The 23,976-nt window shown below is 62.3% G+C and carries 24 protein-coding genes; 23 read left to right on the top strand and 1 reads right to left on the bottom strand.

The window, feature by feature from the left end; all coding sequences use genetic code 11:
* Nucleotides 1–20: 20 nt before the first annotated feature.
* Entirely contained in the window at nucleotides 21–299 is a 279-nt protein-coding gene (locus ABFD52_11005) for a hypothetical protein (GenBank protein MEN6561293.1), read from the bottom strand.
* Between the two features lie 165 nt (nucleotides 300–464).
* Between ABFD52_11005 and ABFD52_11000 the strand changes: the two genes are divergently transcribed.
* The 23 genes from ABFD52_11000 (at nucleotide 465) to ABFD52_10890 (ending at nucleotide 23,341) form a co-directional block, all read left to right on the top strand.
* Nucleotides 465–1,670, top strand: coding sequence for a type II secretion system F family protein (locus tag ABFD52_11000; protein MEN6561292.1), 1,206 nt, complete (start codon nucleotides 465–467; stop codon nucleotides 1,668–1,670).
* A 20-nt stretch (nucleotides 1,671–1,690) separates the two neighbouring features.
* Nucleotides 1,691–3,292: a GspE/PulE family protein gene (locus ABFD52_10995; GenBank protein ID MEN6561291.1), complete on the top strand. Its 1,602-nt coding sequence runs from the start codon at nucleotides 1,691–1,693 to the stop codon at nucleotides 3,290–3,292.
* Nucleotides 3,293–3,296: 4 nt separating this feature from the next.
* Nucleotides 3,297–4,226: a hypothetical protein gene (locus ABFD52_10990; protein ID MEN6561290.1), complete on the top strand. Its 930-nt coding sequence runs from the start codon at nucleotides 3,297–3,299 to the stop codon at nucleotides 4,224–4,226.
* Nucleotides 4,223–4,789, top strand: coding sequence for a hypothetical protein (locus tag ABFD52_10985; protein ID MEN6561289.1), 567 nt, complete (start codon nucleotides 4,223–4,225; stop codon nucleotides 4,787–4,789). The genes ABFD52_10990 and ABFD52_10985 overlap by 4 nt, the downstream gene beginning before the upstream one ends.
* A complete protein-coding gene (locus ABFD52_10980; protein MEN6561288.1) occupies nucleotides 4,773–5,333 on the top strand; it encodes a GspMb/PilO family protein in 561 nt (186 codons plus the stop codon). The genes ABFD52_10985 and ABFD52_10980 overlap by 17 nt, the downstream gene beginning before the upstream one ends.
* A complete protein-coding gene (locus tag ABFD52_10975) occupies nucleotides 5,323–5,790 on the top strand; it encodes a hypothetical protein (protein ID MEN6561287.1) in 468 nt (155 codons plus the stop codon). Before ABFD52_10980 ends, ABFD52_10975 begins: the two co-directional genes overlap by 11 nt.
* Nucleotides 5,787–7,931 carry a secretin N-terminal domain-containing protein gene (locus tag ABFD52_10970; protein MEN6561286.1) on the top strand — a complete coding sequence of 715 codons (2,145 nt, stop codon included), beginning with the start codon at nucleotides 5,787–5,789 and terminating at the stop codon, nucleotides 7,929–7,931. Before ABFD52_10975 ends, ABFD52_10970 begins: the two co-directional genes overlap by 4 nt.
* Before the next feature lie 46 nt (nucleotides 7,932–7,977).
* A complete protein-coding gene (locus ABFD52_10965; protein MEN6561285.1) occupies nucleotides 7,978–8,502 on the top strand; it encodes a nucleoside-triphosphatase in 525 nt (174 codons plus the stop codon).
* The gene (locus ABFD52_10960) at nucleotides 8,499–8,768 is read left to right on the top strand and encodes a MoaD/ThiS family protein (GenBank protein MEN6561284.1); all 270 of its coding nucleotides are present in this window, start codon (nucleotides 8,499–8,501) and stop codon (nucleotides 8,766–8,768) included. The genes ABFD52_10965 and ABFD52_10960 overlap by 4 nt, the downstream gene beginning before the upstream one ends.
* Nucleotides 8,769–8,875: 107 nt before the next feature.
* Nucleotides 8,876–10,732 (top strand): aldehyde ferredoxin oxidoreductase family protein, encoded by a 1,857-nt coding sequence (locus tag ABFD52_10955; protein MEN6561283.1) that lies wholly within the window; start codon nucleotides 8,876–8,878, stop codon nucleotides 10,730–10,732.
* Complete coding sequence (locus tag ABFD52_10950) at nucleotides 10,729–12,051, top strand: class II aldolase/adducin family protein (protein MEN6561282.1); 1,323 nt, start codon at nucleotides 10,729–10,731, stop codon at nucleotides 12,049–12,051. Before ABFD52_10955 ends, ABFD52_10950 begins: the two co-directional genes overlap by 4 nt.
* 168 nt (nucleotides 12,052–12,219) lie before the next feature.
* The gene (locus tag ABFD52_10945) at nucleotides 12,220–13,392 is read left to right on the top strand and encodes an HD domain-containing phosphohydrolase (protein MEN6561281.1); all 1,173 of its coding nucleotides are present in this window, start codon (nucleotides 12,220–12,222) and stop codon (nucleotides 13,390–13,392) included.
* A 368-nt stretch (nucleotides 13,393–13,760) separates the two neighbouring features.
* Nucleotides 13,761–14,660 carry a hypothetical protein gene (locus ABFD52_10940; protein ID MEN6561280.1) on the top strand — a complete coding sequence of 300 codons (900 nt, stop codon included), beginning with the start codon at nucleotides 13,761–13,763 and terminating at the stop codon, nucleotides 14,658–14,660.
* Nucleotides 14,661–14,668: 8 nt separating this feature from the next.
* On the top strand, nucleotides 14,669–15,445 hold the full coding sequence (locus ABFD52_10935) for a hypothetical protein (protein MEN6561279.1): 777 nt from the start codon (nucleotides 14,669–14,671) through the stop codon (nucleotides 15,443–15,445).
* A 172-nt stretch (nucleotides 15,446–15,617) separates the two neighbouring features.
* A complete protein-coding gene (locus ABFD52_10930) occupies nucleotides 15,618–16,079 on the top strand; it encodes a hypothetical protein (protein ID MEN6561278.1) in 462 nt (153 codons plus the stop codon).
* 482 nt (nucleotides 16,080–16,561) lie between these two features.
* The gene (locus ABFD52_10925) at nucleotides 16,562–17,116 is read left to right on the top strand and encodes a hypothetical protein (GenBank protein ID MEN6561277.1); all 555 of its coding nucleotides are present in this window, start codon (nucleotides 16,562–16,564) and stop codon (nucleotides 17,114–17,116) included.
* Entirely contained in the window at nucleotides 17,113–17,355 is a 243-nt protein-coding gene (locus ABFD52_10920; GenBank protein ID MEN6561276.1) for a hypothetical protein, read from the top strand. Before ABFD52_10925 ends, ABFD52_10920 begins: the two co-directional genes overlap by 4 nt.
* 15 nt (nucleotides 17,356–17,370) lie before the next feature.
* Nucleotides 17,371–17,826 carry a hypothetical protein gene (locus ABFD52_10915; protein MEN6561275.1) on the top strand — a complete coding sequence of 152 codons (456 nt, stop codon included), beginning with the start codon at nucleotides 17,371–17,373 and terminating at the stop codon, nucleotides 17,824–17,826.
* Between the two features lie 218 nt (nucleotides 17,827–18,044).
* Complete coding sequence (locus tag ABFD52_10910; protein ID MEN6561274.1) at nucleotides 18,045–18,746, top strand: hypothetical protein; 702 nt, start codon at nucleotides 18,045–18,047, stop codon at nucleotides 18,744–18,746.
* Nucleotides 18,747–18,966: 220 nt separating this feature from the next.
* Nucleotides 18,967–19,107: a hypothetical protein gene (locus ABFD52_10905; GenBank protein ID MEN6561273.1), complete on the top strand. Its 141-nt coding sequence runs from the start codon at nucleotides 18,967–18,969 to the stop codon at nucleotides 19,105–19,107.
* Between the two features lie 109 nt (nucleotides 19,108–19,216).
* Complete coding sequence (locus ABFD52_10900; protein ID MEN6561272.1) at nucleotides 19,217–19,837, top strand: hypothetical protein; 621 nt, start codon at nucleotides 19,217–19,219, stop codon at nucleotides 19,835–19,837.
* Nucleotides 19,838–19,888: 51 nt separating this feature from the next.
* A complete protein-coding gene (locus ABFD52_10895) occupies nucleotides 19,889–22,393 on the top strand; it encodes a M1 family aminopeptidase (GenBank protein MEN6561271.1) in 2,505 nt (834 codons plus the stop codon).
* Nucleotides 22,394–22,510: 117 nt separating this feature from the next.
* Nucleotides 22,511–23,341, top strand: coding sequence for an RHS repeat-associated core domain-containing protein (locus ABFD52_10890; protein ID MEN6561270.1), 831 nt, complete (start codon nucleotides 22,511–22,513; stop codon nucleotides 23,339–23,341).
* Nucleotides 23,342–23,976 lie beyond the last annotated feature (635 nt).

Raw genomic sequence — 23,976 nt, 5'->3', positions numbered from 1 at the left:
CGGATCATAAAAAAAAACCCCTAATCGAGGACGTGACGGGAACCGGAGCGGATGGCCCAGGCCACCGGGCCCTGCCCGAACATGCGCCGGGCCGCGGGATCGTCCTTGAGGCCGAGCGGGTGGGTGGTGCGGGACAGGAACCCGCTCATGTAGTCATAGCTGGGCTTCTGGACTTCCCGCGGGGGCGGCGTTTCCTGGCCCGGGGTCTGGGCGCCGGTCCTCATCACCCCGGGAACGAAAAGCAGCCCGAAAACGAGCCCGGCCGCCGCGCCCGCGAACACCCTCGTGGATCCTTTCACGGCCCCATAGTTATCCCTTATCCCAGGCTTTGTCAATACGCTGGAGAGGGCCGTCCTCCGAAATCCGGGCTTTTCCCGCTCCCGCCGGCGGCCCTGGCGCCGATTGACAATAATTGCGCCCTGGAATAGATTAGGAAAGAGTCTAAAGGGCTGATTTCTGCCAAAATGCCGTACTACCTCTGCCGCCTGGCCAGCGAGGATGGCCGCATCGAGAGCCGGTCCGTGCTGGCCGTGACCGCCCAGGAATGCCGTCAAACGTTCGAATCCGAGGGACTGCTGGTCCTTTCGGTCCGCCGGGACTGGAACAAGCTCGGCAACCTGGGCCTGACCCGTCGCAAGATCAAGGACCGGGACATCATCCTCTTCAACCAGGAGCTTGTGGCCATGCTCAAGGCGGGCTATCCGCTCCTCAAGAGCCTCGAATCCATCGCCGGCCGGATCAAGAGCGACCACCTCCGGGAGATCCTGAACGAGGTCGCCGGCGAGGTCCGCAAGGGCAAGGTCCTGTCCGAGGCGTTCCTGCCCTACGAGAAGATCTTCTCCCCGGTCTACACGGCCAGCCTGATGGCCGGCGAGAAGGGCGGCAACCTGCCGGCCTCGATCGGCCGCTACATCCAGTACACCAGGATGGTCAGCCAGACCCGGTCCCGGGTCAAGTCGGCCATGACCTATCCGACCATCCTCATCGTCTTCGCCTTCATCCTGATGGGCCTGCTGATGAACTTCGTCATCCCCAAGTTCGCGGAATTCTACAGCAGCTACCAGGCCGAGCTGCCCGGCATCACGCGCCTCATCATGGCCGTAGCCACGGCCCTGAGCCGGTCCTGGTACGTCATCGCGGCCGTGGTCGTGGCGGCGATCGCGGGGCTGGCCCGGCTGCGGCGTCGGCCCGATTTCCGCGAACGGTTCGACCGCTTCAAGCTGCGCCTGCCGTTCGGCAAGGGGATCTGGCGCGAGTCCGGGGTCAGCCTGTTCAGCCGGACCCTGGGCCTGCTCCTCGAGGCCGGCATCCCCCTGCTGGGATCGGTCGGCATCGCCATCCAGGCCATCCCCAACGCCTGGATGGTCCGGCAGCTTCGCGGCGTCCCCGACCATATCAAGAACGGCGAGGGCCTGTCCGACTCCGTGGCCCAGGCCGGCGCCTTCCCGGACCTGGCCCTGGACATGGTCCGCATCGGCGAGAGCTCGGCCAACCTGCCGGGCATGCTCGGCGACATGGCCGATTTCTACGACGACCGGGTTCGTGGTAAAATCGAGACGCTGGTCACCCTGATCGAGCCGGTGGTCATAATCGGCATGGGGCTGGTTGTGGCGACGATGCTCCTGTCGGTCTACGTGCCCATCTTCAATATCATCCGGGTCGCCCGGTGACCGGGCGGAAAGCGAGGAACGTGAGCAAGGATCGAACGGACGCCGGGACCGACCGGGACGTGCGGGCCCTGGCCGAGCGTTACCGCGTTCCCTACATCGACCTCGAGGCCGAGCACCTCGACCGGGACCTCATCCAGTCCTTCCCCGTAGAGTTCATCCACCGCCTCTCGTTCGTGCCCCTGGGCGAGGAGGACGGGGTCATGAAGATCGCCGTTTGCGACCCGTCGGACCTGGCCTCGATCGACGCCATCGAAGCCTTCCTCGGGCGGAAGGTCCGGGTCTTCGCGGCCTCGAAGCGGGCCATCCTCGAGGCCCTGCGCAAGAGCGAGACGGCCATGCAGGTCCTCCGCGACGCGACCGAGGGCTTCGTCACCCAGGTCGTCGAGCGCGACAGCGGCGAGGAAGAGGACGTCATCTCCATCGAGAAGCTGGCCGACCAGGACGGCTCGATCATCAAGCTCGTCAACACGATCATCTTCACCGCCGTCCAGAAGCGGGCCAGCGACATCCACATCGAGTCCAAGGACGAGGACGTCAAGATCAAGTTCCGCATCGACGGCGTCCTGGGCGAGGCCATGGAGGCGATCGACAAGAAGTTCCAGTCGCCGATCATCTCCCGGATCAAGGTCATGTCCGACCTCGACATCGCCGAGCGCCGGGTCCCCCAGGACGGCCGCTTCCGGCTGAAGATCAAGGACAAGACCATCGACTTCCGGGTCTCCATCATGCCCTGCATCTACGGCGAGGACGCGGTCATCCGCATCCTGGACAAGGAGATGATCACCCAGGCCATCCGCGAGCTGCGCCTGGACGTCCTGGGCTTCTCCGACGAGATCCTGAAGAAGTTCCGCAAGTACATCGCCCAGCCCTACGGCATGGTCCTCGTCACCGGCCCGACCGGCAGCGGCAAGACGACGTCCCTCTACGCCGCCCTGACCGAGATCAAGTCGCCCGAGGACAAGATCGTGACCATCGAGGACCCGGTCGAGTACCAGATCGACGGCATCACCCAGATCCCGGTCAACGAGAAGAAAGGGCTGACCTTCGCCCGCGGCCTGAGATCCATCCTCCGCCACGATCCGGACAAGATCATGGTCGGCGAGATCCGCGACCCGGAGACGGCCCAGATCGCCATCCAGTCGGCCCTGACCGGCCACCTCGTCTTCACCACCGTCCACGCCAACAACGTCTTCGACGTCATCGGGCGGTTCCTGCACATGCAGGTCGACCCCTACAGCTTCATCTCGGCCCTCAACTGCATCCTGGCCCAGCGGCTGGTGCGCGTCCTCTGCCCGCTCTGCAAGGTCCCGGTCCGCTACGGCGCGGCCGCCCTGGCCGAGTCGGGCCTCGACCCGGCGCGCCACGCCTCCACGGTCTTCTACGAGCCGAAGGGCTGCTCCGAGTGCAACTTCACCGGCTACCAGGGCCGGACGGCCATCGCCGAGATCCTCGAGCTGTCCGATCCCATCCGCGAGCTCGTCCTCGAGAAGCGGCCCCTGTCGGAGGTCAAGAAGCGGGCCAGGGCGGAGGGCATGGTCTTCCTGCGCCAGGTCGGCCTGGACAAGGTCCTGGCCGGCGTGACCAGCCTCAAGGACCTGAACAAAGTCACCTTCGTGGAGTGACCGCGTGACCACCGGCAGCCGGCTGAGGACTTATTTCACCGAGCGGCTCCTGCCGGAGGCCGTCTTCCAGATCGCCCCCGGCCATCTCAGCGGCATCCGGGTCAGCCGGGGCGACGGGTCGGTCAAGGGCGGCTTCGTCCAGCCCTTCCGGGAGCGGCCGGTCGTGCCGTCGTTCGACCGGCCCAACGTGACCGATCCGGCCGCCCTCGAGGAAGCCATCGCCCAGGGCCTGAAGAACCTGCGCCTGTCGTCCGGCACCGCCGCCCTGCTCATCCCCGAGCCGTCCGTGCGCGTCTTCGTCCTGGCCGTGGATTCGTTCCCTGGCCCCCGCAAGGAGCGGGAGACCTTCCTCCGCTGGCGCATCGCCAAGCAGATGCCGCTCATCCCCGAGGACGCCCGGCTGGACTACGCCGCGGCGCCCGGACGGGGGGCGCGCCAGGTCATCGCGGTCCTGGCCCGCCAGGTGGTCATCTGGGAATACGAGTCCCTGTTCGAGAAGGCCGGCCTGAAGCCGGTCCTGGTGACGGCCCCGTCCCTGGCCCTGGTCAACCTGGTCCGGAGAGACGGCCGGAAGAACGGCGTCCTCTTCAACATCGAGGACGAGACCCTGACGGCCATGGCCCTGGCGGACGGCGGCTGGACGATGTACCGGCAGAAGGACATCGGACGGCCCGGCGAAGCGCCCGAGCGGGAGCGCGAAGAGAACATCGTCCGGGAGGCCGGGAACACCGTCCGCTTCCTCGAGGACCGGGACAAGATCCGGGTCGAAGCCCTGTGGCTCCGCTGCGCCGCCGCGGCCGAGTTCGGGGCCATCCAGGCCCGGCTCCGCGAGCGGACCGCCCTGCCGGTCGAGGCCCTCGATTACCGGGCCCCGGAGGCCTGGACCGAGGCCCACAAGGCCGTCCTCGCCCCCCTGATCGGACAGATCCTATGATGAACGGAGCCCCGCTCAACCTGAACCTGGCCACCCGGCCGCTCCGCAACCGCCGGCTGTACCTGGCCGCGGTCCGGGGCCTGGCCGGCCTGCTCGCCGTCCTGGCCGGCCTGGCCGCGTTCGTCGTCGTCAAGCAAGGCGGAGAAGCTTCGCGGCTCAAGGCCGCGAACGCCGAGACCCGCCGGCTCCAGACCGAGGCCGTCCGCGAGGAGAAGCGCCTGACGGCCGACATCGACCGGGAAACGAAGCTCAGCCAGGGCCGGGTGGACCTGGCCAACAATCTCATCCGGCGCAAGATGTTCTCCTGGACCGGGCTTTTCACCGAGCTCGAGAAGGCCCTGCCCGGGCCGAGCTACATCACCGCCCTAACCCCGAGCTTCACGCCCGAGGGCGGGGTGGCCCTGCAGATGCGGGTGACCTCGCGCAACCTGGACGACCTGCTGGTTTTCCTCGACAATCTCGGCGCCGGCGGCTTCAAGGACGTCAGGGCCGGAGGCGACCAGCGGAGCGAGGACGGCCGTCTCGTGGCGGAGATCTCAGCGACCTATGAACGCCCTCTTTGACATGCTCGACGACAGGGAGCGCCGGACGCTCGCCCGGCTCGGTCTGGCCGCGGTCCTGGCCCTGGCCGTCCTGCTCGTCCTTTTCGTCCGTGTCCGGGGCGGCCTCGTCCGGGAGCGGGCGGCCTCGTTCCGCCTGAACGAGACGGCCCAGCGGACCTTCCAGGCCCGCGACAAGGCCAAGGCCGAATGGGCGCGCTGGGAGGACGCCGGGCGCGACCTGGCCGAGCTCCGGGCCAGCCTCTTCTACGAGGAGGGCGCCGGGTTCCCGGCCCTGCGCCGGGACCTAGAGCGCATCTTCGCCGAAGCCGGGACCTCCATCACCGACCTCAACTACGCGTATTCCGACATGGAGAAGGAGCAGGTCCGCAAGACGCTCATCACCTTCACCTACTCGGGGACCTACGCCGGGCTGAAAAAGCTCCTGGCCGTCCTGGAGTCCTTCCCCAAGTTCCTGGTCATCGAGAAGCTCGAGTTCCCGAGGACCGGATCGGGCGGCGAACGGCTGAACGCCAAACTGACGGTGGCGGGATATTATGGCATCTAGGATGATCCGCGCGGCCGCGCTCTTCGCCCTCGGCGGCGCCCTGGCCATGTTCGCGTCCCCGGCCGGCGAGGCGGCCAAGCCCCTGGTCCGCAAGGACCTGCTGGTCTTCGGCCCGGCCGAGCCGGCGGCGCCCCTGCGCGACATCTTCCGGCCCAAGTCCGCGGCCTCCGCGGCCGTCTCCCTCCGGCCGGCCCGGCCCGCGGCCCAGCCGTCCGGCGGCGGCCCGGCCGCCGCGGCGGCGCCGGCCTTCGACCTGAACATGAGCTACATCGGGGCCATCAAGTCCGGCGGGCAGACGATCGCCCTCGTCCTCCGCGGCGGCCAGACCATGTCGGTCAAGGAGGGCGAGGAGATCGCCCCCGGCTACAAGGTCATCAGCCTGTCGGCCGAGGCCATCGTCGTCCAGGGCCCCTCCGGCGAGACCAAGACGTTCCCGAGACAAGGAGACCGGCCATGAAGCGAAACGCCATCGTCCCGATCATGATCCTCCTCCTTGCGGCCGGCGCCTGCCAGACGCTCAGCCTCGACTACCGGCAGGGCGTCAAGGCCGAGATCAACCAGAACTACGAGGAGGCCGTCCGCCAGTACCAGAAGGCGGCCCTCGATCATCCGAACGACGCGACCTACCGGATCGCCCTCTTCCGGGCCCGGAACGCGGCCAGCCTCTTCTACCTCCAGGCCGCCCGGACCCTCGTCGAGCAGAACAAGAAGAAGGAAGCCGAGCTCAACTACCAGAAGGCCCTGTTCTTCGACCCGAAGAACTACCGGGCGGGGGCCGAGCTGAAGGCCCTGCTGGCCCCGCCGGAGAAGGCGGCCAGGAACGGCGAGAAGCTCGAGGGCCCGGTCCGGCTCAAGGGGGCCGGCCAGCCGCTCGACCTGAGCTTCCGCAACGAGGTCTCGCTGCGCTCGATCTTCCAGACCCTGGGGCGCGTGGCCGGCGTGAACTTCCTCTATGACGACACCTTCCGCGACACCAACCTGGCCATCGACCTGACCGGCAAGGACCTCCAGCAGGCCGTCAACTTCCTCTGCGTCGCCAGCAAGAATTTCTCGCGGGTCATCGACGAGCGGACGGTCATCATCGTCCCGGACAACGTCCAGAAGCGGATGCAGTACGAGCTGAACGCCATCAAGACGTTCTACCTGTCGAACATCGACGCGAACGACGTCCAGATGCGCCTGACTCAGATGGTCAAGACGATGTACAAGGTCCCGTCCGTCCAGGTCGACAAGAACCTCAACTCGGTCACTATCCGGGACACGCCGCAGGCCGTGGCCCTGGCCGAGAAGCTGCTCCGCCAGTGGGACAAGCCCAAGGCCGAGGTCCTGATCGACGTCGAGATAATGGAGGTCGACCGGGTCCGGGAGAAGAACTACGGCATCGACCTCACCAGCGGCAACCTGGCCCTTCAGTTCGTGCCCGGCACGGCCGACTCCAAGGGCTATTTCCCGATCAAGAACGCCGACGGGACCATGATCAACTTCGGCGACCTGGCCAACTACCAGATGACCGTGCCCACGGCCCTGGCCAACATCATCGCCGCCGATTCGGACACCAAGATCATCGCCCAGCCGAAGATCCGCGGCTTGGCCGGGGAGAAGATCGAGTACGTCGTCGGGCAGAAAGTGCCCTTCGTCAATTCCCAGTTCGCGGCCTACGCCGCCGGCGGCGTCTCGAACGTGCCCATCGTCAACTACACCATGACGGACATCGGCATCACCATCAAGATGACGCCCAAGGTCCACCTGGAAGGGGAGGTCACCCTGGAGATCGAGATCGCGATCTCCTCGATCGCCGGGACGGGGACGGCCGACATCCCGATCATCGCCAACCGCGAGGTCAAGAACACGGTCCGGCTCAGGGACGGCGAGACGAACCTGCTGGCCGGCCTGCTCCGGGACGAGGAGCGGGTCTCGGTCGGCGGCATCTCCTGGCTCAAGGACATCCCCCTGCTGGGCAACCTCTTCGCCGCGACCAAGAAGGAGATCCAGCAGACCGACGTCGTCCTGACCATCACCCCGCACATCATCCGCGAGCTCGCCGTCTCCGAGGAAGACGCCAAGCCCCTCTGGGTCGATCCCGACAACCTCTCCGGCGTCACCGGCGGGATCTCGGGCGTCGCCGCGTCCAATCCGCGCGAGGCGGCCGCGGCGGCCCGGGAAGAGCCGGCCGAGCCCGAGGACAAGGGCGCGAGCGGCGTCTACCTCTCGCCGGCCAGCTTCGAGGCCCCGCGCGAGCGGGAGTTCCGGATGAACGTCGAGCTCTCGAGCGACCAGGAGATCGGCAACGCCTCCCTGGTGCTGACGTTCGACCCGCGCATCCTCAAGCTCAAGGACGTCCTCGAGGGGGGCGGCCTGCGCCAGCTCGGCGAGAACGTTCCCTTCCTCAAGAGCATCAGCGGCGGGACCTGCACGATCGGCTTCTCCAGCCCTCCCGGCGGCCGCGGCTTCAAGGGCCGGGGCGTCCTGGCGGTGCTCGTGTTCACCTCGGTCAGCCAGGGCCAGGCCTCGCTGGGGTTCGCCAGCGCCTCGGCCGGGAGCCCCATGGGCCAGGCCATCGTCCTGGAGACCGGCGAGGCCACCGTCAACATCCGCTAGCCCGGACCATTCATGAAAACGCTCGTGAATGACCCGGCGTAGGCCGATGATCCTCGTTCTGACCGGGCCCGTCCACGGGGGCAAAACGACCTTGCTCGCAGGCTGTCTCGCGTCCTGGCGGGCGCGGGGCCTGGCCTGCGACGGGTTCCTCAGCCCGGCGGCAGCCGGAGGCGCGGGGACCGGCTACGATCTTCTCGAGATCGGCACGGGCCGGCGCCGGCCCTACCTGCGCCGGGACGTGGAAGCCGGGGCCGAACGCGTCGGTCCTTACATCTTCGTCCCGGAGGCGCTCGAACGGGCCCGGGCGATCCTCCGCGACGCCCGTCCCCAAGGCCTCCTGGTCGTCGACGAGGCGGGTCCCCTGGAGCTCGCGGGCGGCGGCCTGTGGGCGGCCCTGCGCGGCGCGCTCGCCGTCCGGAGCGGGAGTTCCCTCCTGGTCATCCGCGAGGACATCCTCGACGACTTCGCCGCCCTCCTGGCCCGCCCGGTTTCGGCGGTCGTCGACGTCCGGGACCCGGCCGCCCGGGCCAGCCTGGAACGCCGTCTATTCGGAGCCGCTCAGACCACATGACCCTCAAGATCAAGTTCTTCGCCTATTTCCGAGACCTCTTCGGCGCCCGCGAGCGGGGCCTCGTCCTCGACGAGGCCGCCACGGTCGGCGACGTCCTGGAAGTCTTGACCGACACGCAGGCCCGCCGGGCCGAGATCTTCGCCGGGGCCGAGCTCAAGCCGCACCTGGTCGTCCTGATCAACGGCGCGCCCCCCTCGCGCGGCCTGTCGACGCCGCTCGCCGACGGCGACACGCTGGCGATCTTCCCCATGCTCGGCGGGGGGTGAGCCCCGGGGCCGTCTTCGCCCGGCTCGAGGATCATTCGGGCCGTTCGGCCCGCCGACCCCGACGCATTTGCGGGCTGCCGGGCGATTTGATATCGTAGACGCCGACGATGTCCGACTATCCTATCTCCGGCTACTTCGGCCGGGTCCTCGTCGCCGACCTCAGCCGCGGCGAGGTCCGGACCGAGCCGCTCGACCCGGCCACGGCCCTGGACTATCTCGGCGGCCGGGGCCTGGCGACCCGGCTCCTCTACGACACGATCGACCCGGCCTGCGAGCCGCTGGGGCCGGACAACGCCTTCGTCATCGCCTCCTCGCCGCTCGTCGGCACGAGCGCCCCGACCGCCGGCCGGGGCCACATGGTCTTCAAGTCGCCGCTCACGGGCGTCATCGGCACGTCCAATTCCGGCGGGACCTGGGGCGCGGCCTTCAAGGCGGCCGGCTGGGACGCCCTGGTCGTCACGGGCGCCGCGGCTTTCCCGGTGATGATCGACATCGCCCCGGGCCGGGCTGAGATCCGGCCCGCGGACGACCTGTGGGGCAAGACGATCCACGAGACGAACGACCTCCTGGCCGCGGCCTCCGAGCCGGGGCGGCCGGCCCGCGTCCTCTGCATCGGTCCGGCGGGGGAGAACCTGGTCCGCTTCGCCGTCGTGGCCAACGACCGCAACCGCGTCTACGGCCGGTGCGGGGCGGGCGCCGTCTGGGGCGGCAAGAAGCTCAAGGCCGTCCGCGTCCGGGGGCGGGAGAAGATCGCCGTCGCCGACAAGGAGAAGTTCCAGTCCGGCCTGGACCAGGGCCTTTACCTCATGAAGCAGGCCCCGGTCACCAAGCGCCTCATGCGCGACCTGGGCACGGCCGGGCTGGTCGAGCTGATCAACCTCATCGCCATGCTGCCGCACCGGAACTTCCAGGACTGCACCCACCGCGACGAGGACGTCGATCGCGTCTCCGGGGAGACCCTGGCCAAGACCCTGCTCGAGAAGGCCGGCTCCTGCTACCTTTGCCCGATCGGCTGCCAGCGTCACACCCGCGTCGCCGGCCGCGACGGGCGCGAGGAGCGCGGCGAAGGGCCGGAGTACGAGACGATGGTCCTGATGGGCCCGCTCTGCGGCATCTACGACATGGCCGCCATCACCCGGGCCAACTACCGGGCCAACGAGCTCGGCCTGGACACCATGAGCTACGGCGGCACGGTGGCCTGCGCCATGGAGCTGGCCGGGCTCGGGCTCATCGACCCCGGCGAGACGGGAGGGATCGACCTTTCGTTCGGCGGCGCCGAGGCCCTCGAGGCGCTGGTCGGGATGACGGCCCGGCGCGAGGGGATCGGCGCGGCCCTGGCCGAAGGGGCCTACCGCCTGGCCGCCGGCCGCGGCCGTCCGGACCTGGCCATGACCGTCAAGAAGCTGGAGCTCCCGGCCTACGACCCGCGGGCCTCCTACACCCAGGCCCTCGGCTACATGACCTCGCCGTCCGGGGCCTGCCATCTCCGCGGCGGCTACGCCGTGTCGCTGGCCTTTTTCGGCGGGGCCAAGGAGATCCCGCGCTTCAGCCTGCTCCAGTCGCCCATCGCCATCCGCAACATGCAGAACCTCGGCATCCTCCAGGACAGCCTGGGAGTCTGCCGCTTCACCGGCTACGCCTTCTCGGCCGACCCCTGGGCCCGGATGGTCAGCGGCGTCACCGGCCGCGACTTCTCCGTGGCCCGGCTCGAGGAGATCGAGAACCGCGTGGCCGCGCTCGAGCGGCAGTTCAACATCGAGGCCGGCGCGACCGCGGACGACGACGCCCTGCCGGACCGCTTCGCCGACGCGCCCATCGTCATCGAGGGCCGGGAGCGCCGCGTCAGCCGGGACGACCAGGAGCGGATGAAGAGGGATTATTACGACGTCCGCGGCTGGGACCGGGACGGCCGTCCGACGCCCGGGCTCCTGCGGGCCCTGCGGATCGAGGAGAGCCGGCGATGAGCGGATCCAAGTGGCAGGCGGCGGGCGATCTTTTCCGGGAGTTCCAGGCCCTCGGCCGGGCCTCGCTCGCCTATGACATCCAGGACAGCCACAGCGGCAACATGGCCGTCCGCCGGACCGGCGCGGACGGCCGGGACGAGATCGTCATCACGGCCACCGGCTCGCAGAAGGGCGACCTCGAGCCGAGCCAGATCTGCTTCCTCTCGGCCACGGAGACCGACTACGGCTACTACAAGGCCTCCTCGGAGACCGATATCCACGCCCGCATCCTGGCCCTGCCGGGCGTCCGGGCCTCGATGCACGCCCATCTCAAGGACCTGGTCATGGCCACGCTCGACGACGCCCCCAAGCCGGAAAAGCCGCCGGACTTCGTCCCGGTCGACCCCCTGGCCCGCCACTGCCTTGGCCCGGCCATCCCCGTCGATTGGTTCGCCGTGCCCAGCGGCTCGCCCGAGCTGACCCGGACGATCCCCGAGCGGCTGGCCGACCATCCGCTGACCGTCATCTTCGGCCACGGGGCCATGGCCAAGGGCCGGAGCCTGCGCGAGGCCTTCTTCCGGCTCTGTGTCGGCAACTACGCCGGGGCCGTGGTCCGGAACCTACAGAGGATCCGTGTCGATGTCGACGCTATCCGCCGGGCCATGGCCGCCGATCCCGCCGGGACCCTGGCCGCGCCGCCGCCGGACTACGAGATCGAGGGCGACGACCGCTCGGACTTCCGCGAGGAGGAGGAGATCCTGCGGGAGTTCGTCAAGGCCGGCCATCGCATCTTCGAATCGCGGCTCTCGCCCTTCCACACGGGCTCGATGTCGGTCCGCGGCGTGGCCTCCATGCTCTACGCCCCCAAGGCCTCGATGCCGCGCGACGTCGGCGGCCCGCTCCTGAGCGTCCCCTTGGCCGCCGGCTTGGGCGACGACGCGGAGATCGCGCTCCACAAGGCCATCTACGCCGCGAGCGACTTCCAATCGGTCATGCACTGCCATGTCGCCGAGGCCGAAGCCTCGGCCTACTTCGCCTATCCCGGCGAGAATGCGCCGGCCGACCGCATCATCCCCATCGACGCCGAGGGCTCGTTCCTCTATCTCGTCATCCCCGTCCTGCCGCCGGACGTCTCCGCCGCCGCGCTCATCCGCGCCCTCCACGACTACAAGGTCGCCGTGGTCCGGGGCGGCGGCGTCTGGGCGGTCGGAGCCCAGTCGCTCTCGGAGGTCCTCCACCACCCGTCGTCGCTCCGCGAGATCTGCCATTACCGGATCGGGGCCGTCGAGCGCGGCCTGGACCTCAGGCGCATGGAGCCGGCCAAGGCCAAGCGCTGGTAACGCGCCCGGGGCCCGGGCCGGCCTCACCCCCTCTCCCCGCCGGGGGGGAAGGGGGACCCGGCAAAATCACCCCCAAAGGGCATTGTCTACCCTGGGAGCTGGGCTATCCTGGTGGCGAACGATCCAAGGATCACGACCGCAATGAGCCGTACCTCCCCGGACACAAGCTTGGCCGCCTTCGGGCCCCGCAAGCTGCGGACGCTGATGCTCCTCCTCTTCGGCCTGCTCATGGCGGCCTGCGTCGCCCTGTCCCAGATCCTGTACGGCCGGCGCGGCGCGACCCTCGTGGCCGGCCTGGCCATCTTCGTCCTCGGCGTCGGCCTGGTCGCCCTGATCAGCGGCCGGATCACCCGGCCCATCGTCCAGCTGACCCGGACGGCCGAGCGGCTGGCCGGAGGGGACCTCAGGCAGCGCGCCCGCGTCTTCGGCCGGGACGAGACCGGCGTGCTGGCCCGAACGTTCAACGGCATGCTCGACGGCCTGGAGAAGACCATCCGTGACCTTGAGAGCCGCAACCGTTCGCTCGGGGACGAAGCCTCCAGGCTGGCCGCCCAGATGGAGAAGGACGACGCGGAACGGGTCCGCATCGAGCGGGAGCTGCGGCTGGCCAGGGTCGAGATCGACCATCTCGTCGACAAGCGGACCGCGGAGCTGGCCCGGGCCAACGACGAGCTCCACGGCAAGGTCCTCGAGACGCGCCGTTCGGAGGACTACCTCCAGAATTCGCTCGACCGCCTGGAGCGGTCCCTGGAGGGGACCTTCCGGGCCATGTCCATGACCCTCGAGCTCCGGGATCCCTACATGGCCGGGCACCAGCACCGTGTCGCCGGCCTGGCCGTGGCCATCGCCCAGGAGATCAGCCTGCCCTGCGAGAAGATCGAGGGCCTGCACATGGCCGGCATCATCCACGACATAGGCAAGATCGCCGCGCCGGCGGAGATCATGGCCAAGCCCGGCCGCCTGACCAAGTCCGAGTTCCAGCTGATCAAGGACCATCCCCGGGTCGGCTTCGAGATGATCAAGGACATCGCTCTGCCCTGGCCCGTGGCCCACATCATCCTCCAGCACCATGAGCGGCTGGACGGGTCCGGCTATCCCGAGGGGCTCGCCGGCGACGCTATCCTGCCCGAAGCCCGCATCCTGGCTGTCGCCGACGTCGTCGAGGCCGTCTGTTCGCTGCGGCCCTACCGGCCGGCGCTGGGGATCGAGAAGGCACTCGAGGAGATCCGCAAGGGCCGGGGGATCCGCTACGACACCCGCGTCGTCGATGCCTGCATCCGCCTCTTCCGCGAGGGCCGCTTCTCCTTCAAGAAGGAGACCGAGGCCCCGATCTGGCAATAGCCGGCCGGCTGGCTTTCCCCTCCGGCGGCGCGTGCCATCTCTCTTTGCCGCTCCAGAGGGTTCTCAGCATCCCGGGCCTTCGGCTTTACGCCCTGGCCGGCGGGAGCGGGCGGCATTTCCACGGCCGGGCCAAGGGACTGAAGCGGTTATTCGAGCTTCAGGACCGGCCGCCGGTCCAGCCGGGACCATTCAATCCTTAGAATATAATTCAATAATTTGTTGATTTTCTTCTCCTCCGCACTTATTCTTAGTGGCGGGAACCTCATGATGCAGCGACAGGGGCTGCCTTCTGTTGCGCGTTTTCTTGCCCTCCCGCTAATCCGAGTCCATTCTTTATGTCTCGGGCCTGTAATACAAAGGGGGAAAGAATGTACAAGGGGTCAGCCAAGCGGCTTCTTCTGACGCTCGCCATCTTCATCGTTACAGTCGGCGCTCTCAGAGCCCAAAGCGGTGTTTTCGACAGGACTGGAAGCGTGGCCGGCCATGGGACCTATTCATCGGTTCCCATGGAGATCGTGGATCTCTTCACCGGAAATCTTATGCTGGCTTATAGGGACATATTCCTTCCCGGACCCGAAGGGCTCAACCTTGAGGTATGGCGTGTATATAACTCGAAGGTTCTCGGCGACGGCTCGCCCGGGCAGGGCAGCGTCCAAGCGTACCCGAAGTCCATGCTTGGCCTAGGTTGGTCGATGCACATGGGCATCCTTCACCAGGCAACTTCGAGCCTGCCCATCATCGAGTTCCCGGACGGCAGACGAGAGACGGCCTACCCAGACAACTATGGTGTCGGAAAGCATATCACGAAGGGATTCCTTAAGCTCAATAAAGGGATCCCTCCACTAATTGATCCAAGACTATATTTTCAGAACGGGGTCGTTTGGACCTTCTCACGCTCAGCGTCGGTACCGCTCGCGGGCGGGGGGGATGAGACCGTTTATTTTGTGACGAAGATCGAGGATGCCAAGGGAAATTCTATCCAAGTTGACTACGATCCGGCTGACAATTACCGGTCAATATCTTCTATCACCGACGCTTGCGGGCGCGTCATTACTTTCCATAAGGCTTATAATGGGAGCAATCCGGCGCGATTGACGTCCATCACGCTGAGCAATTTCGACGGAACGCACGACGTCACTTACAGCTATTCGGTCAGCGCCTTCGCCAATGGATATTACAGGCTGGATTCATTTACGCCGCCCTGCCCCAACCCCGCCACCTTCGAATATAACGACGGCGCCTCGGAGCGATTCCTTCGGACGGCTTGACGGTCGCCATGGATGACCGGACAGAGAAAACAACCGAGCCGAGAGTTGCGCCGAGCGACACGGAGGGCTTCTGCCCTCTCATCGACGACCGGCAGTTCATTTCCAAGCCCCGGGCCATGCGCCTGGAGCCCGAGACCGACGAGCCCAGCCGCTCGATCGCCAAGCAGATCTCCTTTCCGGCAAGGGTGCCGTTTGCCGTGAGCGCGGATCCTTTCGCAATTGCCGGGAATGCCGCTGGATCAACTGAGGCCTCAGTTAGCGGGCTCGAAATCGAAGCCTTGAGGAACGACGACAGGGAGAGATCGGTGACTCCCGGTCCTCGGCGCTCGCTGACATGGGAACCCCGGGAGAAGCGCACAGGACACTCGTCGTCGTCCGGCGATAGCGCCGGAGGTACGCAGCCGGCAAGCGGCGGCACGGCTAAGATGATGTCCGCCGCCCCCGCCGGCGGGTCCTTCTATATCTATTCGTTCGACGGGCGCCTCCTGGCAGAATATAATCTCTACGGCGAGTGCGTCAAGGATTATATCTACATGGGCGCTCAGCTAGTCCCGGAATACGGACCCTCGACCTCCCAGTATCTTTACTACGCGAGCGACCAGATCAATTCGACCCGAGTCGTTACGGACGATACGGGCACGGTGGTCTATTCAGCGGCGTTTGATCCCTACGGCGGTGTGCAGCAAACCTGGGTCAATTCCTTCGACCCTGCGCTCAAGTTCTCCGGCAAGGAGCGCGACGGGGGAGTCGGATCTCGATTAATTCGGGGCGAGGTATTACGATAAGTCGCAGTACAGGTTCATTTCAGTGGATCCGGCCATGACTCGGCTAGAATTCCTTATGGAACCCTATTCCTGGAACTTATATAGTTACTGCAATGACAACCCAATCACTTTATTTGACCAAACTGGAAAATGGCCGGCGGATTGGCACTATCGGACCACTTATTAGGCTATGATGCGCGCCTTTGCTGGATGGGAGCGTACTGCCGCGGAAATCCTGGCAAAGCTCGTAGCAAAGGCTTGCGCGAATGTGGATAGCGACCCCGAAACGACTTCCACGCCTTATTTTGTGTTTACAGGTGCTTATAACGCCTATGGTCCAATGGGCTACTGGGTATTTCCCTCAAAGGAGCAGAGAAAAGAGTGGCACTTCCCATCAGTTCAGGATTGGGATCGCGCTTGGGAGACTGCGACTACGACTCTGGATCCGGAAGAATTTGCCAAGGCGCTTCACGTTCTGCAGGACTTCTTTTGTCACGCCGGATATGATTCTAGTCACGCCGTAGATACATTACTCTCATGGCTAGGTATGGGTGAGGATCCGGATAATCCACTCCATTTTGGCAGTCTAGCCCTTGCGGCCGCCTACCTTACTATGGAACTCTGCGCAGCATTTGAACAGAGGCTGAGTCAATGAGAATAATACTAAGGATATTCCTGCTCCTAGCATATTTAGCTCTCTCCTTTGTCGCAATATGGTTCTTCAATAGCTTTGGCGAGCCGACTCCTTCGGCGATCATCTTGTCTTGGGGAGTCGCCTTGGCTAAGCTGTTTTGGGGAACGTTGTGGGGACTAATCGCCCTAAGCCTGCTTTATTACATGGCTCTCTTCTTAATAACGACGTGGATGGCGCCCAGATCAAAATTCGCTTTCCCTTTTGTGCCTGCGGCTATTCAAGGTCTCGGCTGCCTATTGGTATTGTTAACAAAGGGGTCGGGGCCCAAGTCCGATTACCCGTACGTTGGAGGATTCGGCTATTTAGCGGGAGCGGCCCTTGTGCTCTCGTATCTTTGGATCGATTGGGCAATGGCGAGGACGATGAAGAAAACGATTGCCTCTTCTCCTCCTTGATTCAGAGAGGGAACGGGAGACTTCAGCATCAGGTCTAAGGAACGCGGCATGAATAACCTCGACACCCTGAATCGACGCGACGGCATCATGATACTCGGGCGCAGGGTGCGGCCAGGAAGTCTTGCCATAGGGTACGCAGTCCTTTCTTTTTTCCTTATCTTTCTGGCCGGCATGGATATGGGGAGCGCGTGCTCCCTCCCTTCCGCGATCCTTTCTTCCTGGGCGGGCCTTCTGGCGCTCAGGCTAGATTCGCCGATAGAAGGGCTGATAGATCATTACGGGATGAATGAGAGGGTGGCAATGCCGATCATCATGGCCGTCCTCTTGATCGTTTTCATCTTCCTCTATCTTTTGGTCCTTTTCCGGATCATAAAAGGGGCCACGGCCTTTAGGCGTGTCGCGGGTCTCATTGTTCCGCTTCTTTTCCACTTCTTGGGAAGCTTCCTTGTCTTGACGCCGCATCCAAAATTGGATCTTTGGATGCTGGGGGGATTTAGGGAGGCGTTTTTTTATGCCATTTGCCTGGTTTCTTTCGCCCTCGTCGTGGGATATATCTTTCTTTCCTGGTTGATAGCAAAGAGGTCCGGAGCACGGCTAAGATGATGTCCGCCGCCCCCGCCGGCGGGTCCTTCTATATCTATTCGTTCGACGGGCGCCTTCTCGCGGAATATGATCTCTACGGCGAGTGCGTCAGGGATTATATCTACATGGGCGCGCAGCTTGTCGCGGAATACAGGCCCCCAACCTCCCAGTACTATTACTCCCAGGGGGACCAGATCAATTCGACCCGAGTCGTTACGGACGATACGGGCACGGCGGTCTATTCGGCGGCGCATCCTTGAAACCTTGGAGGGCGAATGCGAAGCAGAGTATTAAAAAGACTGTGCGGGAGAGGTTTAGCGCTATGGGTTATTATAATTGCCTTTCTGGCTTGGCTCGCGATTATTATTTCTTTTGAAGCCTTTTATAGAATCAAAATAGCCGATTTTGAAGACAAACTCTCTTCATTGAGAACAGGAATGACAGAAGCCGATGTAATTGCAGTCCTGGGTAAGCCCCAATTCATAAAGAAGGCATCTTATTATAAGCCAACAGATGAAGCTGTGCCTCCCGAGGAGGACATTGTGGAGTATTGCTATTCAAGAAAGTCTCTCCAATCATATGAAACCTGCGGGATATATATTGATGCGAAAAGGGGAGTAGTGGTTCGGGTACATCCTTATAGACAGCCCGTCTTTTTTCTGGGCTCGCCGATTGAGAACTCATATTTGCTATCTTTTATTGCCATCGTGGCAGCGACCGCGATTATGTGAAGCTTATCTGCTTAAGGGGAATTAGGGGGAAGGATCCAGCTCTGTAATCAACTGCGATAATGCCTTTTTGAAGGGTGTCCTATAATGCTGCTGGGCCATCGTAGTAAAACGTCTCCTCTCTTTCGGATTGCCGTTCGAAGAGAGTTTACGATGGCCTACCTCCTATGCCAAGTTGTGAACACCACCATACATCAGCTATTGGTATAAGGTGGTAGGGTATGCTGACTAGGAGGATTAAGCCAACTCTTTTGAGAACATTCCGGGAGGGGAAACCAATGCGTTATGATCGGCCAACGAAACTAGGCTCCTGCATCTTATTCTCATTGGGGCTCATATTCATCGTTCGATCAGATTTGAAGGCCCAGCAAAGGGCCGCGGACTGGGATTGGATTCTTAAGACAGCACAGGCGTACTTTTCCAGTCCCACTCCCGAAAATGCATATAAGCTATTCTTAGCTCTCCCTGAATCCTCGGTTCCGATAAAAGACAGGGATAACCAAGGGTTTTACAGGGCGGCCGGTTATCTCTATGACCATCTTCATGACCTCGAAAAGCCGATGCAGACGGACAAGGAAGCTATAGCAATTGCATTTCGCTTATTTAACGTTTCTGATGGTGGTTTTTCGGAGGAGCTCTATAATCTACTCGGTGATTTATCAGATACTAATCCGCGGCTGTTTCTGGCAGTTCTGAGATGTAATATTGAGCACCTTGATGTCATATGCTGTGGCAAGAGCATTGATCAGTTCTATATGGAGGGCAAAAAGAAGGAGCATGATGATTATCTCATTGGGCGTATAAGAATACTTAGGTCAGTGACCGACGAGAGCCTGATGCCCCTTATCGAGAAATGTGTCAATTGTATAAATGCATGCGTTCTCGAGAGGACAGGCCGCCAGTTACAGACCATAGTCGATTAGACTAATGAACATAGTTATGGCCAAAAAGCCTCTGACGACATTGATCTTGATAGTTTTCTGCGTTTTAAGCGCTCATTTCCTCCCCATATTCCCTCAGGATTCTTTCTATTCCGAGTCAGAGGCTTGGGATCGAGTTTCCGGCCTCCTTGGGCGTTTCCAGATCGATCCTACGGCGAATTTCCCTCTGATCAAAGAGATCGACCAATTGAGTTATTGGACGATGATCAACAACGAAATCAAAGGGACCAATTATCTCGCAGACCTCTTTTCCAAGCACTTCCCGGCCGCCGACGTCGACGCGGTCCAGCTCGACGTCCTCTTTCTTTTTGCTAAGAGCCTATACATCCCCTACGTCGTATGAGGCGCCAAAGCCGATCATATCCAGGATCATCGAGATCGCGAGGTCCAGGCCGGAATGGTTCGCACTAGAATTGCTGCGGAGGGAGGATTGGGGGGACCTAACACAACTCATGTTGCAGGCCGATATCGATAGCATTTCGGGAGAAAGGAAGGGGCTCAGGGAAATCTTATCAGGGCTCAAAGATCAAGAAGCCGAAAACAAGTTTCTTGGATTTTTCCGTGACCTTGATGGCGAAAAGCAGAATGAACTCGTGAAATTCGGCGAGTTCTTGAAAGATCCGGCGGGAAAATTGGATGAACTGAGAGACGTTTATAATCTATGTTCCACGATTGGCCGATATGATGACCTCCGTATCGACGAAACCAGGACCCTTCAGGAAAAGGACAACTCAATCCTGATCCTGGAAAAATGGATTAAGAAGGATATCGATAAAGGGAAAGTCAGGGTTTTGTTTTGCCTGGTGACTCATTGCGACAGCGCGTATCATAATGAAGTTATGGATGGCGTTGTCCAAGACGTCTTCCTGGAGCATTATCCCTTGTTCATTGCGGCATTAGAAAACGAGTCGAATTGGCGCAGCATCGTCTTTTCCTTAGGCTACGGCCTCCTTGAGCGGGAGAGATACGCCCATAAGACAGCCTCTATTCCGGGGAACACTCGCATAGAGATGAGAATCCGGGCTCAACTGGAATTCTTGAAAAAGATCGTTTATTATTCGAGGCAGAATTGAACCTACGCCAACGGAAATGAAGGCAGCGTCCGCCCCGTGGAGGAGATGCCGGTGGGCATCGGATCTCGTCCTCTAAGGATAGGCTCCCGGCTGTTACTTGTGGCAGGTTCGATCATTTTAACGTTATACGTTGAAGCGGTCCCGGCCGCCGCCGGGTCCGGGGCCGAGGTCTGGGAAGAACTGCTCGCGTGCCGCCCCCAGGAGAACGGAGTTCCCGTGGCCGGGGTCGTCCTCGTGCGCGACGCCTTCACCTTTCGTCTGGAGTCGGGGGCGTTCTTTCCGCTCACGGAGGTCTCTGGACGGATCGTGGGCGGGGTTTTCAGGGGCAAAGGCCGGTTCGAGCTCAAGCCTGCGACCGAAAGCGAGCGGTCATTCCTCGGCCGCCGGTTGGGGCAAAAGCGTCTCCCGGTTCTCACCGACGTGTTCGAGGAAGCCGTCTTTCTCTTTACGGATGGGAGCGGTGAGGAGCTCCTGCTGGCGGAACCATCGGCTCAGGGCCAGCTGGAGAAACTCGCTTCGATCTACAACGGCGCGCTCGAGAAAGCGGGTGAAGCACTTCACGTCGACCTCAGGTTAAGGCTTGTTCCGGATCTCGTGGAGGCCGCCCCTGCGGCTCAAGGGCTTTTCCTGGCTTGTTTCAACGGCCATAAACTCCCGCCATCTGTCGCGGCATTTTCACCGCGCGGCCTGCTTCGGGCTTGGCTCGAGACGGACAGCGGCCCGGAAACGACGTCTCTCATCGTTCTCCGCGGGAAAAAAGGCGGCATCTGGTACAGCGAACGCCCAATCGCGGCCCAGGCCTCCACACCGGCCCATCTTTCCGCCGACCTCGTCGCTCTGCATTACTCGATCGAAACGACCATCCGCAGGAATTTGGACATCGAAGGGCGGACGACGCTTCGGCTGCGCGCGACACGCGACGGCGTGCGAGTCATACCCCTCGACATTTTTGCCAAATTGAGGCTGTCGTCGATCCGGCTCAAGAGGCGGGACGGGCCGGCCGCGGATATTCCTTACATTCAGGGAGACGAGAAGAGCGCCGATCCCGTCCTCGTGGTTCTTGACCGGCCCCTCGCATTGGGGGAGGAGGCGGAACTCAGCGCTCAGTATCAGGGGGATGAAGTCCTTCACAAAGCGGGCGGGATCAACTTCTATGTCGGCGCCCGCCAGAACTGGTATCCGGCGCTGAACGGATTCCGGGATTGGGCCGATTATGACCTAGAGTACCGGGTCCCGAAGAATATCGCAAACAAGGCGGCCGAGAGGAATCTCGTCACCATCGTTTCAACAGGCCGGCCCGTCGATTCCGGCGAGGAAGGCGATTCCGCCGTCTTCCGCTACACGACCGAGGGGCCCGTCCGTGTTGCGGGTTTCAATTTTGGGATATTCCGGCTGATCAAAAATGATGATCCGGATTCAGGAGTCAAGATCCGGGTTTACCCTAATCCCAGCGCACCCTTTACTTTCTTAGACTTTCGCGAGATGGCGGCGTCAGGATCTATGGATGGCGGAGTTGCGCGCACCGCTCGCTACGACCCGGTATCCATGGCCGAGGACATTCTGGCCGATTGTATAAACACGGCTCGCGTGGGGACGCTTTATTTCGGCCCCCTTCCCCAGAACGACATCGCCGTGACGGAGCAGCCGGAATGGACGTTCGGGCAGAGCTGGCCGACGCTGATCTATATTCCCTTCGTCGCGTTCCTCGACTGGATGACGCGGGACATGGTCTGGATAACTATCGGCGAGGCCAAGTATTTTGCAGAAGAAGTGACGCCCCACGAATTCGCCCACCAGTGGTGGGGGCACGCCGTTGGCTCGGCGACCTACCGGGACGTCTGGCTCGAGGAGGGGCTGGCGGAATTCACGGTCGGGCTGGTCGTCGAAAAAGCCTTGGGACCGAAGGCGTCCATCAAATTCTGGGAGAGGGCAAGAAAGGACATTCTGGGCACATCATGGCATCCCCGGCGCGACACCTGGAAAACGGGCCCGATCTCCCTGGGGCCCCGCTTGATGGTCGGAGGGGGGCCAGGCGCGTCCGCCGACTATCAAGCGATCGTATATGATAAAGGGGCGTACGTCGTTCATATGCTCAGGAATTTATTCTGGGACGCGCAGAGCCCGAATCCCGAACAGCCGTTCATTGATACGATGAGGGATTTCGCCAAGACCTGGGCCGGGCGGAACCCGACGACGGCCGATTTCCAAAAGATCGTCGAGCGCCACGCTCCCGCGGCCTGCGGCGGGGACATGGGCTGGTTCTTCCGCGAATGGATAGAAGGAACGGCCATTCCAAAGGTCAAGGCGGCCGTGCGCGTCGAAGAAGCGGGAGGAGGGCGCTACCGGCTGGTCGGTGAGATCGCGCAATCCGAGGTTCCGGACGATTTCCGGAGCGTGCTCCCGGTCTACGTGGAATTCGAAAAGAACCGGCTCGAGAGATGCGCCCAGGTGAGCGTCACGGGGAACAAGACCCTTTCGATCCGGCAGGAGGTCTCTTTGTCGGAGAAACCCCTGCGCGTCCTGGTCGATCCGAACCACGAATGGCTAAGGCGCTGAGGCTGGGGGCTTGTGGTGGAATATAATCTCATCGGCGATTGCGTCAGGGACTACCTCTATATGGGAGCTCAGCTTGTCGCGGAATACAGGCCCTCGACCTCCCAGTACCTTTACTACATGAGCGACCAGATCAATTCGACCCGGATTGTGACGGACGATACGGGCACGGTGGTCTATTCCGCGGCCCATGATCCTTACGGCGGAATCCAGAGAACCTGGGTCAACACCTTCGACCCAGCGCTCAAGTTCTCCGGCAAGGAGCGCGACGGGGAGTCGGATCTCGATTACTTCGGGGCGAGGTATTACGATAAGTCGCAGTACAGGTTCATTTCCACAGACCCTCTAACGATACAAAGCGGGTTCCTAATTGAGCCGCACTCCAATAATCTCTATACCTATTGTGGCAATAGCCCGCTAATCAATATCGATCGAGCAGGGAAATGGAAATCGAAGGTCCATTATAACGTCACCTATAAGGCGATGCTAATGGCGTTTAAGGGCTGGGATCCCGGTTTTGCAGCCCGCCTTGCTGATACAGTTGCAGGTGCGTGTGCGGGAGTGGATTCAAGCCCGTCCACTACGAGCACACCATGGTGGTCGTTCATATTCATTGGCCAGACGATTATCCCCTGGCTAGAACTGCCAGATAAGCGACAACGGCAGACATGGCATTTCCCAACGTCAGCAGATCTTGATAATGCATTCGATGTCGCTAATTCAACGCTTGATCCGATAGAATTCGGCAAAGCTCTCCATGTTATCCAGGATTCGTTTGCACACGGAAAGTATGTCGAAACGGCCAGTCATGTATGGGAATGGTTTGAAAATATCTTCGGGGGAAGAGATCCAGATAATCCCCTGGATTTTTGGAGTCCTGCTCTTGCCATGGCCGAACTCACCCTGGATCTCTGCTACGGGTATGAACAGAGGCTAAAAGAAGCGATTTAAAGAGGAAGATCTGTCAGAGAGATAGGGACAAAGGCATGGCGACACTGCTAAGAAGGGCAGCCCTATTGGGCATGTACGGAATAGTCGCATTCGGAACCATCTGGCTTTTTGCCGGCGGGGGGGAGGGAAGCCCATTGCCGGTCAAGGTTTTTTCGTCATGGGCAATTCCCTTGGCCAAACTTATTTGGCCAGGTGGGGCAGGCGCCGTACTATTCATAGCCTTATATTATCTATTCCTGGTGAGCGTTAACACAATATTATCCCGCCGTGCTTTCGGCGCGTTGGCCGCTGTGATCGTCCATTTCGCGGGCGTCGCAGTAGTTATGTCTGGAAATAAGGAAGCAGCCTTTCTGCTCCCATCTTGGGTGATCTTTCTTTTAAGCGCGCTTATAGTCTTGCTCTACCTTTGGATCGATTGGCGGCTTGCAAAGACGCCGCATAGCCGCAAGCGATAAACCGCTCACAGAAGGACCATTTTAGATTACTTGACTACGATGCTAAATCCGGTGGAATTTGGTATGGCACTTAACGTTCTGCAGGATTTCTTTTGTCACGCCGGTTATGATTCCAGTCACGCTGTAGATGACCATCATGAATCCAAGCCCACCGCACGCAAGATGATAATTGAGGAGAGA

The sequence above is a fragment of the Acidobacteriota bacterium genome, assembly GCA_039683095.1.
GTDB lineage: Bacteria > Acidobacteriota > Aminicenantia > Aminicenantales > Saccharicenantaceae > RBG-16-66-30.
This window is presented reverse-complemented; position numbering and strand designations above follow the sequence as displayed.

Bases quoted from the DNA above. Each gene is read 5' to 3' on its own strand.
- ABFD52_11000 (MEN6561292.1), top strand. From the start codon at position 465: ATGCCGTACTACCTCTGCCGCCTGGCCAGCGAGGATGGCCGCATCGAG.
- ABFD52_10985 (MEN6561289.1), top strand. From the start codon at position 4,223: ATGATGAACGGAGCCCCGCTCAACCTGAACCTGGCCACCCGGCCGCTC.
- ABFD52_10980 (MEN6561288.1), top strand. From the start codon at position 4,773: ATGAACGCCCTCTTTGACATGCTCGACGACAGGGAGCGCCGGACGCTC.
- ABFD52_10975 (MEN6561287.1), top strand. From the start codon at position 5,323: ATGGCATCTAGGATGATCCGCGCGGCCGCGCTCTTCGCCCTCGGCGGC.
- ABFD52_10970 (MEN6561286.1), top strand. From the start codon at position 5,787: ATGAAGCGAAACGCCATCGTCCCGATCATGATCCTCCTCCTTGCGGCC.
- ABFD52_10965 (MEN6561285.1), top strand. From the start codon at position 7,978: ATGATCCTCGTTCTGACCGGGCCCGTCCACGGGGGCAAAACGACCTTG.
- ABFD52_10960 (MEN6561284.1), top strand. From the start codon at position 8,499: ATGACCCTCAAGATCAAGTTCTTCGCCTATTTCCGAGACCTCTTCGGC.
- ABFD52_10955 (MEN6561283.1), top strand. From the start codon at position 8,876: ATGTCCGACTATCCTATCTCCGGCTACTTCGGCCGGGTCCTCGTCGCC.
- ABFD52_10950 (MEN6561282.1), top strand. From the start codon at position 10,729: ATGAGCGGATCCAAGTGGCAGGCGGCGGGCGATCTTTTCCGGGAGTTC.
- ABFD52_10940 (MEN6561280.1), top strand. From the start codon at position 13,761: ATGTACAAGGGGTCAGCCAAGCGGCTTCTTCTGACGCTCGCCATCTTC.
- ABFD52_10935 (MEN6561279.1), top strand. From the start codon at position 14,669: ATGGATGACCGGACAGAGAAAACAACCGAGCCGAGAGTTGCGCCGAGC.
- ABFD52_10930 (MEN6561278.1), top strand. From the start codon at position 15,618: ATGCGCGCCTTTGCTGGATGGGAGCGTACTGCCGCGGAAATCCTGGCA.
- ABFD52_10925 (MEN6561277.1), top strand. From the start codon at position 16,562: ATGAATAACCTCGACACCCTGAATCGACGCGACGGCATCATGATACTC.
- ABFD52_10920 (MEN6561276.1), top strand. From the start codon at position 17,113: ATGATGTCCGCCGCCCCCGCCGGCGGGTCCTTCTATATCTATTCGTTC.
- ABFD52_10915 (MEN6561275.1), top strand. From the start codon at position 17,371: ATGCGAAGCAGAGTATTAAAAAGACTGTGCGGGAGAGGTTTAGCGCTA.
- ABFD52_10910 (MEN6561274.1), top strand. From the start codon at position 18,045: ATGCTGACTAGGAGGATTAAGCCAACTCTTTTGAGAACATTCCGGGAG.
- ABFD52_10905 (MEN6561273.1), top strand. From the start codon at position 18,967: ATGATCAACAACGAAATCAAAGGGACCAATTATCTCGCAGACCTCTTT.
- ABFD52_10900 (MEN6561272.1), top strand. From the start codon at position 19,217: ATGTTGCAGGCCGATATCGATAGCATTTCGGGAGAAAGGAAGGGGCTC.
- ABFD52_10890 (MEN6561270.1), top strand. From the start codon at position 22,511: ATGAGCGACCAGATCAATTCGACCCGGATTGTGACGGACGATACGGGC.